14 protein-coding genes are annotated in these 14,800 nt (G+C 71.2%); 11 read left to right on the plus strand and 3 right to left on the minus strand.

Annotated features, from left to right (window positions below; genetic code table 11):
• From nusA to ABD213_RS09840, 8 genes are all read left to right on the plus strand, one after another.
• The gene (gene nusA / locus ABD213_RS09805; RefSeq protein WP_344327441.1) at positions 1-1,104 is read left to right on the plus strand and encodes a transcription termination factor NusA; all 1,104 of its coding nucleotides are present in this window, start codon (positions 1-3) and stop codon (positions 1,102-1,104) included.
• Positions 1,047-1,457, plus strand: a complete 411-nt coding sequence (locus ABD213_RS09810) for a YlxR family protein (protein WP_344327443.1) — start codon at positions 1,047-1,049, stop codon at positions 1,455-1,457. Before nusA ends, ABD213_RS09810 begins: the two co-directional genes overlap by 58 nt.
• An 85-nt stretch (positions 1,458-1,542) precedes the next feature.
• Positions 1,543-4,344 carry a translation initiation factor IF-2 gene (gene infB / locus ABD213_RS09815; protein WP_344327445.1) on the plus strand — a complete coding sequence of 934 codons (2,802 nt, stop codon included), beginning with the start codon at positions 1,543-1,545 and terminating at the stop codon, positions 4,342-4,344.
• A gap of 81 nt (positions 4,345-4,425) precedes the next feature.
• Positions 4,426-4,872, plus strand: a complete 447-nt coding sequence (gene rbfA, locus ABD213_RS09820; RefSeq protein WP_344327447.1) for a 30S ribosome-binding factor RbfA — start codon at positions 4,426-4,428, stop codon at positions 4,870-4,872.
• The gene (gene truB, locus ABD213_RS09825) at positions 4,869-5,744 is read left to right on the plus strand and encodes a tRNA pseudouridine(55) synthase TruB (RefSeq protein WP_344327449.1); all 876 of its coding nucleotides are present in this window, start codon (positions 4,869-4,871) and stop codon (positions 5,742-5,744) included. The genes rbfA and truB overlap by 4 nt, the downstream gene beginning before the upstream one ends.
• Before the next feature lie 40 nt (positions 5,745-5,784).
• Positions 5,785-7,023 carry a phospholipase D-like domain-containing protein gene (locus ABD213_RS09830; protein ID WP_344327452.1) on the plus strand — a complete coding sequence of 413 codons (1,239 nt, stop codon included), beginning with the start codon at positions 5,785-5,787 and terminating at the stop codon, positions 7,021-7,023.
• A 120-nt stretch (positions 7,024-7,143) separates the two neighbouring features.
• A complete protein-coding gene (locus tag ABD213_RS09835) occupies positions 7,144-7,563 on the plus strand; it encodes a hypothetical protein (RefSeq protein WP_344327454.1) in 420 nt (139 codons plus the stop codon).
• Entirely contained in the window at positions 7,563-8,417 is an 855-nt protein-coding gene (locus ABD213_RS09840; RefSeq protein ID WP_344327457.1) for a serine/threonine-protein kinase, read from the plus strand. The genes ABD213_RS09835 and ABD213_RS09840 overlap by 1 nt, the downstream gene beginning before the upstream one ends.
• 35 nt (positions 8,418-8,452) lie before the next feature.
• Here the strand turns inward: ABD213_RS09840 and ABD213_RS09845 are convergent, their stop codons facing one another.
• Genes ABD213_RS09845 through ABD213_RS09855 form a run of 3 tightly spaced genes read right to left on the minus strand, consistent with a single transcriptional unit; the run spans position 8,453 to position 10,838 of the window.
• The gene (locus ABD213_RS09845) at positions 8,453-9,115 is read right to left on the minus strand and encodes a response regulator transcription factor (RefSeq protein WP_344327459.1); all 663 of its coding nucleotides are present in this window, start codon (positions 9,113-9,115) and stop codon (positions 8,453-8,455) included.
• Entirely contained in the window at positions 9,112-10,521 is a 1,410-nt protein-coding gene (locus ABD213_RS09850) for a sensor histidine kinase (protein WP_344327461.1), read from the minus strand. The genes ABD213_RS09845 and ABD213_RS09850 overlap by 4 nt, the downstream gene beginning before the upstream one ends.
• Positions 10,522-10,538: 17 nt before the next feature.
• Positions 10,539-10,838, minus strand: coding sequence for a hypothetical protein (locus ABD213_RS09855; protein ID WP_344327462.1), 300 nt, complete (start codon positions 10,836-10,838; stop codon positions 10,539-10,541).
• Positions 10,839-10,951: 113 nt separating this feature from the next.
• On the opposite strand from ABD213_RS09855, the gene ABD213_RS09860 reads away from it, so the two are divergent.
• From ABD213_RS09860 to ABD213_RS09870, 3 genes are all read left to right on the plus strand, one after another.
• Positions 10,952-11,878, plus strand: a complete 927-nt coding sequence (locus tag ABD213_RS09860) for a bifunctional riboflavin kinase/FAD synthetase (protein WP_344327465.1) — start codon at positions 10,952-10,954, stop codon at positions 11,876-11,878.
• 192 nt (positions 11,879-12,070) lie between these two features.
• The gene (gene rpsO / locus ABD213_RS09865) at positions 12,071-12,325 is read left to right on the plus strand and encodes a 30S ribosomal protein S15 (RefSeq protein WP_344327737.1); all 255 of its coding nucleotides are present in this window, start codon (positions 12,071-12,073) and stop codon (positions 12,323-12,325) included.
• Positions 12,326-12,569: 244 nt separating this feature from the next.
• Positions 12,570-14,798, plus strand: a complete 2,229-nt coding sequence (locus ABD213_RS09870; protein ID WP_344327466.1) for a polyribonucleotide nucleotidyltransferase — start codon at positions 12,570-12,572, stop codon at positions 14,796-14,798.
• Positions 14,799-14,800 lie beyond the last annotated feature (2 nt).

A 14,800-nucleotide genomic window follows, 5' to 3' on the forward strand; every position in this document is an offset into this window, starting at 1 on the left:
GTGGATATCGACATCCGTGCCCTCCGTGCCCTCGAGCAGGAGAAGGACATCTCCTTCGACGTCGTCGTCGAGGCCATCGAGAGCGCCCTGCTCACCGCCTACCAGCGCACCCCCGGGGCGCACCAGAACGCCCGCGTCGTGCTCGACCGCACGAGCGGGCGGGTGACGGTCTGGGCGAAGGAACGCCTGGCCGACGAGCCGACGCCCGACCCGGTGGCGGACCCGACGCCCCGCTCCTCCTCCGACTCCGCGGAGACGGAGGCCACGGGCGGGGACGACGCGTCGGCGCTGCGCGTCCCACGCCCCGCGCCCCGCTTCAGCAAGGAGTTCGACGACACGCCGGAGGACTTCGGCAGGTTCGCCGCCTCGATCGCCCGCCAGCTCATCATGCAGCGTCTGCGCGACGCCGAGGACGAGGCGACGTTCGGGGAGTTCTCCGGGCGGGTCGGCGACGTGGTCTCGGGCGTCATCCAGCAGGGCTCGCGCCCCGGCGACGTGCTGATCGACCTGGGCAAGGTGGAGGCCCTGCTGCCGGCCGCCGAGCGGGTCGCCGAGGAGAAGTACACCCACGGCGAGCGCATCAAGGCCTACGTCTACGAGGTCGAGAAGGGCCCACGCGGACCCCGCGTGAAGGTCTCGCGCACCCACCCGCAGCTGGTCCGGCTGCTGTTCGCCCTCGAGGCGCCGGAGATCGCCGACGGCTCGGTCGAGATCGCGGCGATCGCCCGCGAGGCCGGTCACCGCACGAAGATCGCGGTCCGCTCGACGGTCCCGGGCGTCAACGCCAAGGGCGCCTGCATCGGTCCGATGGGCCAGCGCGTGCGCAACGTCATGCACGAGCTGCACGGCGAGAAGATCGACATCGTGGACTTCAGCGAGGACCCGGCGGAGTTCATCGGCCACGCCCTGTCACCGTCGCAGGTCAAGAAGGTGACCGTGGTGGACGAGCAGGCGAGGGCGGCGCGCGTGGTCGTCCCGGACTTCCAGCTGTCGCTCGCCATCGGCAAGGAGGGCCAGAACGCCAGGCTCGCCGCGAAGCTGACGGGATGGCGCATCGACATCCGCTCCGACACCGAGACGTCACCGCCTCGTCGCACGCCGTGACGGACGCGATTGCCCCGGGTGAGGGCACAGCGGGTACAGTGGGCTCGGTCGTCCGCACGTGCATCGGTTGCCGAGAGCGTGCGGAGGCGACCACTCTGGTGCGGCTCGTCGCCGTCCGGGGCACGACGCCCGTCGCCGTCGTCCCGGATCCGCGGCGGACCATGCCGGGGCGAGGGGCGCACCTGCACCCCGATCCCCGGTGTCTGGAGCGAGCACGACAGCGCAAGGCCTTCGGGCGGGCACTCCGGGTGGAGGGCCCCCTGGACCTGGACGCGGTCGTCGCCTTCCTCCCGCCAGCGACCAACCACCCCGGACCCCCGTCCCCAGACCGAAATCGGAGCACACGCTCATGAGCACTCGATGAGTACTTTCCGATGAGCCTGCACGTCAACTAACGGTTCGAGCCTTCTTCGGGTTCGGACTCCCCGAAGGAGAACAGTGGCTGTCAGAGTCCACGAGCTCGCCCGCGAGCTCGGAGTAGCGAGCAAGGACATCCTGTCCACCCTCAAGGACATGGGTGAGTACGTGAAGTCCGCCTCCTCCACCGTCGAGGCGCCGGTGGTCCGTCGTCTCAAGGAGGAGCACGGCGACGCCCTGCGCGAGAAGGGTGCCAAGAAGGGGGCCAAGAAGGGGGCCAAGAAGGCTCCCGCCGCACCCCCGGCCGCTGCGCCGGCGGCGCCCACCGGTGAGCGCGAGCCCCAGGCGACGTCCGAGTCCGCGCCCGCCGGCGCCGGCGCGGAGCAGTCCGCCCCGGCGGCAGCCGCGCGCCCGGCTCCCCAACCCGGTCCCAAGCAACCCGGTCCCAAGCAGCCCGGTCCCAAGCAGCCGGGCCCGATGCCGGGTCCGCGCCCGGGTCCTGCCTCCACCGCACCGTCCGCACCGGAGTCCGGACCGACGTCCGGTGGCGAGGAGTCCTCGGCGCCGGCCAAGCCCGGCCCGAAGCCCGGTCCCATGCCGGGTCCCCGCGGGGGCGCGCGACCGGGCAACAACCCGTTCAGCTCGCGCCAGGGCATGCAGCAGGACCGTCCGCCGCGTCCGCCGGCCGCTCGCGAGGGTGGCAGCAGCGGTGCACCGGCGCGTCCGGGCATGCCGCGCCCCAACCCGGCGATGATGCCCAAGCAGTCGGGTCTGTCGCAGCAGCGTCCTGCGGCCGGCCGCGGGCGTCCCGGCCCCGGTGGCGCTCGCCCCGGCGGCGGCGGACGTCCCGGTGGCGGCGGCGGCTTCGGCGGTGGCCCCGGTGGCGGTCGTCCAGGTGGCGGCTTCGGTGGCCCGGGCGGTCGCCCGGGCGGTCCCGGCCGCGGTGGTCGTGGCGGCACCCAGGGTGCCTTCGGTCGCGCCGGCGGTCCGCCGCGCCGTGGCCGCAAGAGCAAGCGCGCCAAGCGTCAGGAATTCGACCAGATGCAGGCGCCGGCGATCGGCGGCGTGCGGGTCCGCAAGGGCAACGGCGAGACCGTCCGCCTGACGCGTGGCTCGTCGCTCAGCGACTTCGCCGACAAGATCGGCGTCGACGCCGCGTCGCTCGTGCAGGTGCTGTTCCACCTCGGTGAGATGGTCACGGCCACCCAGTCGGTCAACGACGAGACGTTGCAGCTGCTCGGCGAGGAGCTCAACTACGAGGTCGAGGTCATCTCGCCCGAGGACGAGGACCGCGAGCTGCTGGAGTCGTTCTCGCTGGAGTTCGGCGAGAACGAGGGCGGCGAGGACGATCTCATCGCCCGGCCGCCGGTCGTCACCGTCATGGGTCACGTCGACCACGGAAAGACCAAGCTCCTCGACGCGCTGCGCTCCAGCAACGTCGTCGACAAGGAGGCCGGTGGCATCACGCAGACCATCGGCGCCTACCAGGTCGCGACGCAGGTCGAGGACGAGGAGCGTCGCATCACGCTGATCGACACCCCCGGTCACGAGGCGTTCACCGCCATGCGTGCTCGCGGTGCCCAGGCGACCGACATCGCGATCCTCGTGGTCGCTGCCGACGACGGTGTGATGCCGCAGACGGTCGAGGCGCTCAACCACGCCAAGGCCGCCGGCGTGCCGATCGTGGTGGCGGTCAACAAGATCGACAAGCCCGACGCCGATCCCACGAAGGCTCGCGGCCAGCTGACCGAGTACGGCCTCGTGCCCGAGGAGTACGGCGGTGACACGATGTTCGTCGACGTCTCGGCCAAGGCCGGCACCGGCATGGACTCCCTGCTGGAGGCCGTCGTGCTGACCGCCGACGCCGAGCTGGACCTGCGCGCGAACCCGTCGCAGAACGCCGAGGGCCTGGTCATCGAGGCGCACCTGGACCGCGGTCGCGGGCCGGTCGCCACGGTGCTGGTGCACCGAGGCACCCTGCGGGTCGGCGACTCCGTCGTCGCGGGTCCGGCGTTCGGCCGCGTGCGCGCCATGCTCGACGAGCACGGCGAGAACATCGAGGAGGCGACGCCGTCGCGTCCGGCGCTCGTGCTCGGCCTGACGGCCGTCCCTGGCGCCGGCGACAACTTCATGGTCGTCGCCGACGACCGCCTGGCCCGCCAGGTGGCCGAGAAGCGCGAGGCCCGCGAGCGCAACGCCCTGCTGGCCAAGCGCAGCGGGCGCCGCACCCTCGAGGACTTCATGTCCTCGCTGGAGAAGGGCGAGACCGACGAGCTGCTGCTCATCCTCAAGGGCGACGGTTCGGGTTCGGTGGAGGCCCTCGAGGACTCCCTGGCCCAGATCGACGTCGGCGAGGAGGTCTCGCTGCGGGTCATCGACCGTGGTGTCGGTGCCATCACCGAGACCGACGTCAACCTCGCGGCCGCGTCGAACGCCGTCATCATCGGCTTCAACGTGCGACCGCAGGGCAAGGCGACCGAGCTGGCCGACCGCGAGGGCGTGGAGGTCAAGTACTACTCGGTCATCTACCAGGCGATCGACGAGATCGAGGCGGCCCTCAAGGGGATGCTCAAGCCGGAGTTCGAGGAGCACCAGCTGGGCACGGCGGAGATCCGAGAGATCTTCCGCTCCTCGAAGATCGGCAACATCGCCGGCTGCATGGTCACGAGCGGCACGCTGCGGCGCAACGCCAAGGCGCGGCTGCTGCGCGACGGCTCCGTCGTCGCGGACAACCTCGACCTCTCGAGCCTGCGTCGCGAGAAGGACGACGTCTCGGAGGTCCGTGAGGGCTTCGAGTGCGGTCTGGTGCTGCGCGGCTACAGCGACATCAAGATCGACGACGTCGTCGAGATGTTCGAGCTGCGCGAGAAGGTTCGCAGCTGAGACGACCCGGGGTCGGTCCCACCGGACCGGCCCCGGGCACGTCCACCCCGTCATCACCCACGCCCGTGACCAGGAGGTCCCATGCCAGGGCACCGCAACCACCAGCTCGCCGACCGCATCAAGGCGATCGTCGCCGAGATGCTCGAGCGTCGGGTCAAGGACCCGCGGCTGGGGTTCGTCACGATCACCGACGTCCGTCTGACCGGTGACAACCAGCACGCCTCGATCTTCTACACCGTCCTGGGCGACCAGCGCGCCATCGAGGACACGGGCGCTGCGCTGAGCAGCGCGACCGGTTTGCTCCGCAAGGAGGTCGGCCACCAGCTGTCCCTGCGGCACACGCCGAGCCTGGAGTTCTTCCTCGACGCGGTGCCGGAGACGGCCCAGCAGATCGAGGAGCTCCTCGCCAAGGCGCGTGCGGCCGACGAGGAGGTCGCCTCCCGTGCCGCGGGTGCCGAGTACGCCGGCGACCCCTACCGCGCGCCGCGCGACGACGAGGACGACGAGGGGCAGGACGAGTCTCGGTGAGTGGGCTCGTCGTCGTCGACAAGCCCGCCGGATGGACCTCCCACGACGTCGTGGGACGCATGCGTCGTCTCGCCGGGACGCGCAAGGTCGGTCACGCCGGCACCCTCGACCCCATGGCGACCGGCGTGCTCGTGCTCGGCGTGGGACGCGCGACCCGTCTGCTCGGCCACCTGCAGCTGGCCGACAAGGAGTACCTCGCGACCATCCGCCTCGGCGTGCGGACCGTGACCGACGACGCCGAAGGTGAGGTCGTCGAAACCGTCGACGCCTCGGGTGTCGACGCCCGCTCCGTCGCCGCCGGTGCACGGGCACTGACCGGCGAGATCGACCAGGTGCCGTCGTCGGTCTCGGCCGTCAAGATCGACGGCGTGCGGTCCTACGCCCGCGTCCGGGCGGGGGAGGACGTGCAGATCCCGTCGCGACGCGTGACGGTCTCGACGTTCGAGGTCGAGGACCTCCGTCCCGGCGCCGGTGTCCTCGACGTCGACGTCCGGGTCGTGTGCAGCAGCGGCACCTACGTGCGGGCGCTGGCGCGCGACCTCGGCGACGCCTTCGGCGTCGGTGGCCACCTGACGATGCTGCGGCGTACCAGGGTCGGTGGCTTCGGCATCGACGTCGCCCGCACGCTGGAGCAGCATGCCGAGCAGCTGCAGATGACCGGACTCGACGACGCGGCGCGTGCCTGCTTCCCGTCCCACGACCTCGCCCCCGACGCCGCACGAGCGGTCGGCTTCGGCCGCACGCTGCCGGACACCGACCTCGGGGCCGCCGGACCGGTCGCGCTGTTCGCCGACGGCACCTTCCTCGCGCTCTACGAGCAGAGCGGTGCCGACGCCAGACCTGTCGCGGTCTTCGTCCAGGGTCCCGGCTAGGTCCGCGCCCGACCGTCGGCATCGCTAGGGTGAAGCCACCATGACGCGAATCCCGGTGCGGGCCATCCTGTGGCGGACCTTCCAGGGCTGGTTCTTCTCTGCGCTCGCGATCTCGGCCGCCCTCATGGGCACGAGCCGGGTCCGCAAGCTCCTGCGTGGCCGCGAGGTCGTGCGCCCCTTCCCTCGGCTCGCGCCACTGCGCACGGACGTCGGCCGAGGCGACCGCGCCACCGTCTACATGGCCGGCGACTGGCTCTACGCCGACATGCTGCGCGCCATCGAGCAGGCCGAGGACCGGATCCTGTTCGAGACCTACATCATCAAGTCCGACGAGACCGGACGTCGCTTCAAGGACGCCCTCGTCGCCGCCGCCGAGCGAGGCGTCGACGTCCGGGTGATCTACGACGGCTTCGCCAACCTCGTGGTCGACCCCCGCTTCCTGCGCTTCCCACGACCGGTCAAGGTGCTGCGCTACCCGGTCTTCAACGCGGGCTGGCAGGTCTTCAACCGTCGTCGCTGGGGGCGCGACCACCGCAAGATCCTGGTCGTCGACGACCGGGTCGGGTTCGTCGGGGGCTACAACATCGGCGCCTTGTACGAGCACTCCTGGCGCGACACCCACCTGCGCCTCGAGGGCGAGGCGGTGTGGGACCTCGCGAACGCCTTCATCGACTTCTGGAACCTGCGACGTCCCGGCGACCCCCTGCCCAGCAACGGGACGCCCACCTGGCAGCCGTACGTGCGTGCGCACCGGAACGTGCCCCGTCAGCTGGTGTTCCCGATCCGCGGGATGTACCTGGAGGCGATCGACCGGGCGTCGTCGCACATCCACATGACCGCGGCCTACTTCATCCCCGACCACGACATCCTCGCGGCGCTGGAGGACGCACGTCGCCGCGGCGTCGAGGTCGACATCATCGTGCCGAAGGTGAGCAACCACGTCCTGGCCGACTGGTTGTCGCGAGGCTTCTACGGTGGGCTGCTGCGCGCTGGCGTGCGGCTGCACCAGTACGAGGACGCGATGGTGCACGCCAAGACGGCGACGATCGACGGCTCGTGGTCGACCATCGGCACCGCCAACATCGACCGGCTGAGCCTGTCGGGCAACTACGAGATCAACCTCGAGATCTTCGACGACGGCCTCGCCCGCGACCTCGAGGAGGTCTTCGCCACGGACCTCGGCAACTGCACCGAGCTGACCCTCGCGCAGTGGCAGCGCCGCACCGTCGTGGCCCGTGCCTGCGAGATCCTCCTGAGGCCGCTGAGGCCGCTGCTCTGACGCCTTCGCCCCAGTCCCGGCGACCATGAGAGGCCTCTCACGGAACTCTCACGGGGACCTCACCGCCGACGGTCAATGTAGGGGATGTCAGAGAGACAGAACCCCTCAGAGGAGAAGATCATGAACACCACCATCCGCACCGGGATCGCCGCCGTCGCCGGGACCGTCGGGCTCGGGACCGTCGCCTTCGGGCTCGCCTCGACCGCGCAGGCCGACACCGACCCCGCCCTCAAGCGCGAGGACACCTCCACCAGCTGGACCGTCCCGGCCGCCGACGACGACCGTGACCGCGACGACGACCGTGACACCCGCCTGAGCCGCGACACCCGCAACAGCATCCAGACGCGCCAGAGCGCCCCGACCCGCCAGTCGGTGAAGACGGTCGCCTCGGCCCCGTCGAAGGTGAGCGCCCCCTCGAAGGTGAGCGCCCCCTCGAAGGTGAGCGCCCCGTCGAAGGTCAGCGCTCCGTCCAAGCCCAGCGCCCCGTCGAAGCCGAGCGCCCCGTCGGCTCCGTCCGCTCCTTCGCGCGACACGAACTGATGTCCACCGACATCTGGGGCCTGACCGGGGGCGAGGAGATCGCCCCCGGTCTGGTCGTGCTCAAGGACCTCGGTGGCGGGGTGGCCTACGAGGTGTGGCTCGCGCACGACGAGCGGCTGCTCGCGCCGGTCGTCGTGAAGATCGTGCGTCCGTCGAAGGTGGACGACGTCGACACCCGGCTGTCGTTCGACCGGGAGGTCGCCCTGCTGTCCCGGCTCAACCACCCGGGCCTGACGAGGCTGTTCGCCTACGACGACGAGGGCGAGCGGCCCTACCTGGTGCTGGAGCACGTCGAGGGCACCACGCTGTCGCAGCAGATCGGCCGGTTCGGCGCGCTGTCGGCGCACCAGCTGTACGCCGTCGCGCTCGAGCTGGCGTCGTCCCTGCACTACCTGGCGGGGGAGGGCGTCGCCCACCTCGACGTCAAGCCCAGCAACATCATCGCCGGGTCCCCGGCCAAGCTCATCGACCTGTCCGTGGCGATGGGCCTCGACGCCGCCGCCGCGCTGGACCACCCGGTCGGCAGCGAGGAGTACATGGCACCCGAGCAGTGCGCTCCGGGCGAGCGCGGCGTGCCCGGCACGGCGAGCGACGTGTGGGGGCTCGGGGCGACGCTGTTCCGCGCGGCCTGCGGGTACCGCGCCTTCGACCGGGACGTCGAGTTCCCGCAGCTGCGCGAGGCCCCCAAGGCGATGCCGACGTCGGTCGACCCCCGCTTCCAGCGGATCGTCCTGGACTGCATGGCTCCCGACCCGGTCGACCGGCCCACCCCGCGCGAGGTGGCCGACCGGCTCGAGCCGCTCATCGAGACGCTGCCGAGCGCGCGGCTGTCCGGCTTCAGCCTGCGCGGCTGAGGGCCGCTTCCGCAGGGCCGGCGACCGGGCGCCGCTCAGTCGACCCGGTAGCCGAGACCGCGCACGGTCGTCACGAGGTCGGCACCGAGCTTCTTGCGCAGGTAGCCGACGTAGACGTCCACGACGTTCGACCCGGGGTCGAAGTCGTAGCCCCACACGTGGGAGAGCAGCTGCTCGCGCGAGAGCACCTGCCCGCGGTGACCGATCAGGACCTCCGCCAGCGAGAGCTCACGGGCCGACAGCTCGACCTCCCGCTCCCCGACGTAGGCGCGCCGCTTCCGCAGGTCGAGGCGGACGTCACCGGCGGTCAGCACGTCGTCGGGCGGTCCCGACGCGGCGACGGGGCGCAGCCGCAGCCGCACGCGGGCGAGCAGCTCCGCGAACTTGAACGGCTTGCTCATGTAGTCCGCCGCACCGCCCTCGAGCGCGGTCACGGTGGCGTCGACGGAGTCGCGGGCGGTGAGCACCAGGACGGGCAGCTCGGGGCGGTCGGCGGACACCTGCTTCAGCACCTCGAAGCCGTCCTTGCCGGGCAGCCCGATGTCGAGGACCACGAGGTCGAAGTCACCGGTGAGGGCGTAGTCGAGCCCGGTGATGCCGTCCTCGACGACCGTGGGGGTGAAGCCCTCGGCCTTGAGGCCCTTGGCGACGAACGAGGAGATGCGCTGCTCGTCCTCGATGACGAGGATCCGATTCATGCCTGGCCTCCCGCGGGGATCGTGACTCGGAAGGTAGCACCGCGCCCGTCGACCGGCGCGGGGTCCAGGTCGAGTCGGCCGTCGTGGGCCTCGGCGATGGCACCCACGATCGACAACCCGAGCCCGAAGCCCTCCGTCGCGCCCTCGGTCTGGCTGAAGCGTTCGAAGACCCGCTCGCGCATGTCGTCGGGCACGCCGGTGCCGGTGTCGCGCACCCACAGCTCGAGGCGGCCCTCCGTCACGCGCGAGCCGACGCCGATCTCGTCGTCCTCACGCGTGTGGCGGACGGCGTTGTCCGCCAGCTGCAGCAGTGCCTGGATGATCCGCTGCTCGTCGAGCACGTGGGTGCTGCGTGCGACCGCGTCCAACACCCACCTGCGCGGCGCGAGTGCGCGAGCACGCTCGAGGGCTCCCAGGGTGACGGCCTCCACGTCGTGCGGGGACGGTTGCACGAAGTCCGGCCGCTCCGCCTTCGCGAGCAGCAGCAGGTCCGAGACGAGCCTGGCCATCCGGTCGATCTCGTCGGTGAGCAGGTCACGGGTGGAGGCGACGTCGTCGGGGTCGTGGGCGTCGAGCAGCTCCACGTGGCCGCGCAGCACCGTCAGGGGGGTGCGCAGCTCGTGGGCGGCGTCGTCGAGCAGCCGGCGCTGGCTGGCGAACGCCTCCTCCAGGCGGTCGAGCATGGCGTTGAAGGTCCGTTGGAGCTCGGTGAGGTCGTCGTTGCCGCGCACCTCGATGCGTCCGGTGAGATCGCCCTCGCTGATGCCCTGCGCGGTCTCGCGGAGCTCGCGCACCGGGGCGAGGAGTCGACCGGCGACCCACGACGCGATCGCGGCGATGACGATGACCGACAGTGCCGCGAGCAGGGCGTAGGTGACCATGAGCTCCAGCAGCGCCGTCCGCGCCGCGGTGACGTCGGAGGTGACCACGAAGGAGGCGCGGTCCTCGCCCTGGACGACCGGCTGCACCCCCACGCGGTAGCGGCGACCGTCGACGACGAGGTCGCGGATCCCGCCGGTCTCGGAGAGCTCGGCCACGAGGGCGGGGAACTCGGGGCTGCGCGACAGGCGCGGGTCGGGCTCGCCGACGAACGAGGGACGGTCGGACTGCGGGAAGGCCCACAGCATCTCGTCGGGGTCGGGCAGGTTGCGGGTCAGGAAGAAGGTGACGAGACGGTCGGGGGAGTCGAACGGCTCACCGGTCTCGGGGTCGAGACCGTCGGCCTGGAGCCGGCGCAGCTCGTCGACCTCCTGGCCGATGCCGGCCTCGATGCTCTGCCCCAGCTCGCGGGACTCCACCGCGTAGAGGGTCGCCCCGACCGCGACGAGAGCCGCCGTGGACAGGGCGGCCACGGCGGCGGTGAGACGTTGGCGGACGGAGAAGCCGGCCCGGGCCGTCCCGCTCACGTCCGCCTCATCGGCGCTCAGTCGTCGTCATCGTCATCGTCGTCGTCCCAGTCGTCATCGTCGTCGTCGATGTCGCGAGGCGCTGGAGTGACCTGCTCGAAGCGGTCGTCGTCGGCGTCGGCGCTCGGCGACGGGCTCGGGCGTGGGGAGGGCGAGGGCGACGGTGAGGGAGAGCTGCCGGGAGGCGTCGTCACGCTGATCGGGGTGAAGGTCGGCTCGGGACCCTCGTCGTCGGCCAGGACGCGAGCCCACGTCAGCCCGAGCAGCACGACGGCGACCGCGGCGAGGGCGGCGACGATGATGCGTGATCGGTTCATGGCTCCAGGCTGGCGGCGGTCGATGGGATCGGCATGAGGCGCCGATGAGAAGGTTCTCATCTCCGGCGGCGCTGGCGCAGCCCCTCGTCGGGGGGTGTGGCACAGTTTCGCCCGTGGACACGTGGGCCGAGGTGGCGGGATCCAGCACCGGGCGCAGGACGTCGCCGGCGGCGGTCACGATCGGCACGTTCGACGGCGTGCACCGCGGTCACCAGCACCTCCTCGCCCGCACGCGCGAGGTCGCCGACGGTCTGCCGGTCGTCGCCGTCACCTTCGAGCCGCACCCGCTCGCCGTCACGCGTCCGGACCGTGCCCCCGTGCTGCTGACCACCGTCGAGCGGCGTGTCGAGCTGTTGCACGAGCACGGGGCCGACGAGGTCCGCGTCCTGGGCTTCACCGCCGAGATGGCCGCCTGGAGTCCCGCGGAGTTCGTGGACCGAGCGCTCGTGGAGGACCTCGAGGCGCGGCACGTCGTGGTGGGGGAGAGCTTCCGCTTCGGGGCCCGAGCCGCCGGGGACACCGACTTCCTGCGCGAGCACTGCGCCCGGCTCGGTGTCTCGGCCGAGCCCCTCACGCTGCTGCGCGACGGTGAGTTCTCCTCCACCCAGGTCCGTCGCCACGTCGCGGCGGGCGACCTGCTGGCCGCGGCGAGGGTGCTGGGTCGGCCCCACGAGGTGTCCGGGACGGTCACCCCGGGCGACCAGCGAGGACGCGACCTCGGCTACCCGACGGCCAACGTGCCCGTCGACGAGCGCTTCGCCGTGCCGCCCGACGGCGTGTACGCCGGGCGGTTGGTCGTCGCCGGCACCCGCTACCCGGCTGCCGTCTCGATCGGGACGAACCCCACCTTCGACGGCACGCAACGTCGCGTCGAGTCCTACGTCATGGACCACGGCCACGACCTCGACCTCTACGGTCTCGACGCCCGCGTCGAGCTCGTCGAGCAGGTCCGCCCCATGGCCTCCTTCGACTCCGTCGACGCCCTCGTCGTCCAGATGCGCGACGACGTGGAGGCGGTCCGCGCCGTCCTCGCACGCTGATCGAGGAGGTGACCCGCACCACGGCGACCGTCGCGGCGATTGGGTCCTGGAGGGTGGGCGCTGATATCGTGGTCGCTGCCGTGCAACGGCCACGGATTCGAGTGCCCCGGTGAACAGGCCCGGGCGCGCCGTGCAACGACCTCCAGAGGAGACCGAATGTCGAAGAAGACTGCTGCGCCCACCGTGGCCAACATGCCCAAGGCGCAGATCATCGAGCAGTACGCCACGGCCGAGGGTGACACCGGCTCTCCGGAGGTGCAGATCGCTCTGCTGACCGGGCGCATCGCCCACCTGACGGAGCACCTGAAGGAGCACAAGCACGATCACCACAGCCGTCGTGGTCTGCTGCTGCTCGTCGGCCAGCGTCGTCGTCTGCTGAACTACCTGCAGAACACCGACATCGAGCGCTACCGCTCGCTCATCGAGCGACTCGGCCTGCGCCGCTGAGGCATCGGGGCGACCACCCACCGGGTGGTCGCCCCGTCCCATCGGTCCCGGCTCCTCGGAGCGAGGACCACGACCACAACTGAACACCACTCCAGGACGGGAGCCAGGCACGCCGTCTCGGTCCTCGGTAGTGGCCTTCGGAATCGTTTCCGCGGGCCTCGATCGAAGACCGATGCAACACCCCGCCTGCCTGCGTCCCGTCCCTCATCGCGAGCCGAACCGGCTCGCCGAACGAAGGGACTCCATGTCCGAGATCCACTCCACCGAGACCGTCATCGACAACGGCCGCTTCGGCCAGCGCACCGTGCGCTTCGAGACCGGCCAGCTCGCCCAGCAGGCGGCCGGCTCCGTGTCCGCGTTCCTCGACGACGACACCATGCTGCTCTCGGCCACCACGGCCGGCAAGCACCCCAAGGACCACTTCGACTTCTTCCCGCTGACGGTCGACGTCGAGGAGCGCATGTACGCCGCGGGCCGCATCCCCGGCTCGTTCTTCCGTCGTGAGGGTCGTCCCAGCGAGGACGCCATCTTGACCTGCCGCCTGATCGACCGCCCGCTGCGCCCGACCTTCAAGAAGGGGCTGCGCAACGAGGTCCAGGTCGTCATCACGGTCCTGGCGCTCAACCCCGACACCCCCTACGACGTCCTGGCGATCAACGCCGCGTCGGCGTCCACGCAGATCTCCGGCCTGCCGTTCTCCGGCCCCATCGGCGCCACCCGCGTCGCGCTCGTCGAGGGCCAGTGGGTCGCGTTCCCGACGCACAGCCAGCTCGAGACCGCCGTCTTCGACATGGTCGTCGCCGGCCGCGTCGCCGGTGACGACGTCGCGATCATGATGGTCGAGGCCGAGTCCACCGAGTCCACGTGGGACCTCGTCCAGTCCGGCGTCCAGGCGCCGACCGAGGAGATCGTCGCCGGTGGCCTGGAGGCCGCCAAGGGCGTCATCCGCCAGCTCTGCGAGGCCCAGGCCGCCCTGGCCGAGGTCGCCGCCAAGCCGGTCCAGGAGTTCCCGGTCTTCCTCGACTTCCAGGACGACGTCTACGACGCCGTCGCCGAGATCGCCTCCGGCCCCCTGGGCGAGGCCCTCACCATCGTCTCCAAGGCCGAGCGCGAGGACCGTGAGTCCCAGATCAAGGCCGACGTGCTGGACCAGCTCGGTGACCGCTTCGAGGGTCGCGAGAAGGAGGTCGGCGCCGCCCTGCGCGCCGTCACCAAGAGCCTCGTGCGCCAGCGCGTCCTGCGCGACAAGGTCCGCATCGACGGCCGCGGCCTCGCGGACATCCGTGCGTTGTCGGCCGAGGTCGGCGTCGTGCCCCGCGTCCACGGCTCCTCGCTGTTCCAGCGTGGCGAGACCCAGATCATGGGCATCACCACGCTGAACATGCTCGACTTGGAGCAGAAGCTCGACACGCTCTCCCCGGAGACGACGCGTCGCTACATGCACAACTACAACTTCCCGCCGTTCTCGACCGGCGAGACCGGTCGCGTCGGGTCGCCGAAGCGTCGCGAGATCGGCCACGGCGCGCTCGCCGGCCGGGCCCTGCTGCCCGTGCTGCCCTCGCGCGAGGAGTTCCCTTACGCGATCCGCCAGGTCTCCGAGGCGCTGAGCTCCAACGGCTCCACGTCGATGGGCTCGGTCTGTGCGTCCACCCTGGGCCTGCTCAACGCCGGCGTCCCGCTGCGCGCGCCGGTCGCCGGCATCGCCATGGGTCTGATCTCCGGCGAGGTCGACGGCCGGACCGAGTACGTCACGCTGACCGACATCCTGGGAGCCGAGGACGCGTTCGGCGACATGGACTTCAAGGTCGCCGGCACGCGCGAGTTCATCACCGCGCTGCAGCTCGACACCAAGCTCGACGGCATCCCGGCCGAGATCCTGGCCGGTGCGCTGACGCAGGCCAAGGGCGCCCGTCTCGCGATCTTGGACGTCATGGCCGAGGCCATCGACACCCCGGACGAGATGAGCCCCTACGCGCCGCGCATCATCACGGTGCGCATCCCCGTCGACAAGATCGGTGAGGTCATCGGCCCGAAGGGCAAGATGATCAACCAGATCCAGGACGACACCGGCGCGAAGATCTCGATCGACGACGACGGCACCGTCTACGTCGGCGCGGACAACGGCGACGCCGCCGACGCCGCACGCGACGCCATCAACGCGATCGCCAACCCGACGATGCCCGAGGTCGGTGAGCGTTACCTCGGCACCGTCGTCAAGACGGTCGACTTCGGTGCATTCGTCTCGCTCCTGCCCGGCAAGGACGGCCTGCTGCACATCAGCAAGCTGCGCGACCTCAACGGTGGCCAGCGGGTCAACAACGTCGAGGACGTCGTGAGCGTGGGTCAGAAGATCCAGGTCGAGATCGCCGAGCTCGGCGACCGAGGCAAGCTCTCGCTGATCCCCGTCGTCGAGAAGTCCGAGGACGCCGCGGACGACACCACCGAGGACGAGACCGCTCCGGCCGACGCCTGAGC

It is taken from the genome of Aeromicrobium halocynthiae, from assembly GCF_039531385.1.
Lineage (GTDB): Bacteria > Actinomycetota > Actinomycetes > Propionibacteriales > Nocardioidaceae > Aeromicrobium > Aeromicrobium halocynthiae.

What these genes read in the sequence shown, in the direction of transcription:
- ABD213_RS09830 (WP_344327452.1), top strand. Translation starts at nt 5,785, where the DNA reads ATGACGCGAATCCCGGTGCGGGCCATCCTGTGGCGGACCTTCCAGGGC.
- ABD213_RS09810 (WP_344327443.1), top strand. Translation starts at nt 1,047, where the DNA reads ATGGCGCATCGACATCCGCTCCGACACCGAGACGTCACCGCCTCGTCG.
- ABD213_RS09845 (WP_344327459.1), bottom strand. Translation starts at nt 9,115, where the DNA reads ATGAATCGGATCCTCGTCATCGAGGACGAGCAGCGCATCTCCTCGTTC.
- ABD213_RS09840 (WP_344327457.1), top strand. Translation starts at nt 7,563, where the DNA reads ATGTCCACCGACATCTGGGGCCTGACCGGGGGCGAGGAGATCGCCCCC.
- rbfA (WP_344327447.1), top strand. Translation starts at nt 4,426, where the DNA reads ATGCCAGGGCACCGCAACCACCAGCTCGCCGACCGCATCAAGGCGATC.
- ABD213_RS09855 (WP_344327462.1), bottom strand. Translation starts at nt 10,838, where the DNA reads ATGAACCGATCACGCATCATCGTCGCCGCCCTCGCCGCGGTCGCCGTC.
- rpsO (WP_344327737.1), top strand. Translation starts at nt 12,071, where the DNA reads ATGCCCAAGGCGCAGATCATCGAGCAGTACGCCACGGCCGAGGGTGAC.
- ABD213_RS09835 (WP_344327454.1), top strand. Translation starts at nt 7,144, where the DNA reads ATGAACACCACCATCCGCACCGGGATCGCCGCCGTCGCCGGGACCGTC.
- ABD213_RS09870 (WP_344327466.1), top strand. Translation starts at nt 12,570, where the DNA reads ATGTCCGAGATCCACTCCACCGAGACCGTCATCGACAACGGCCGCTTC.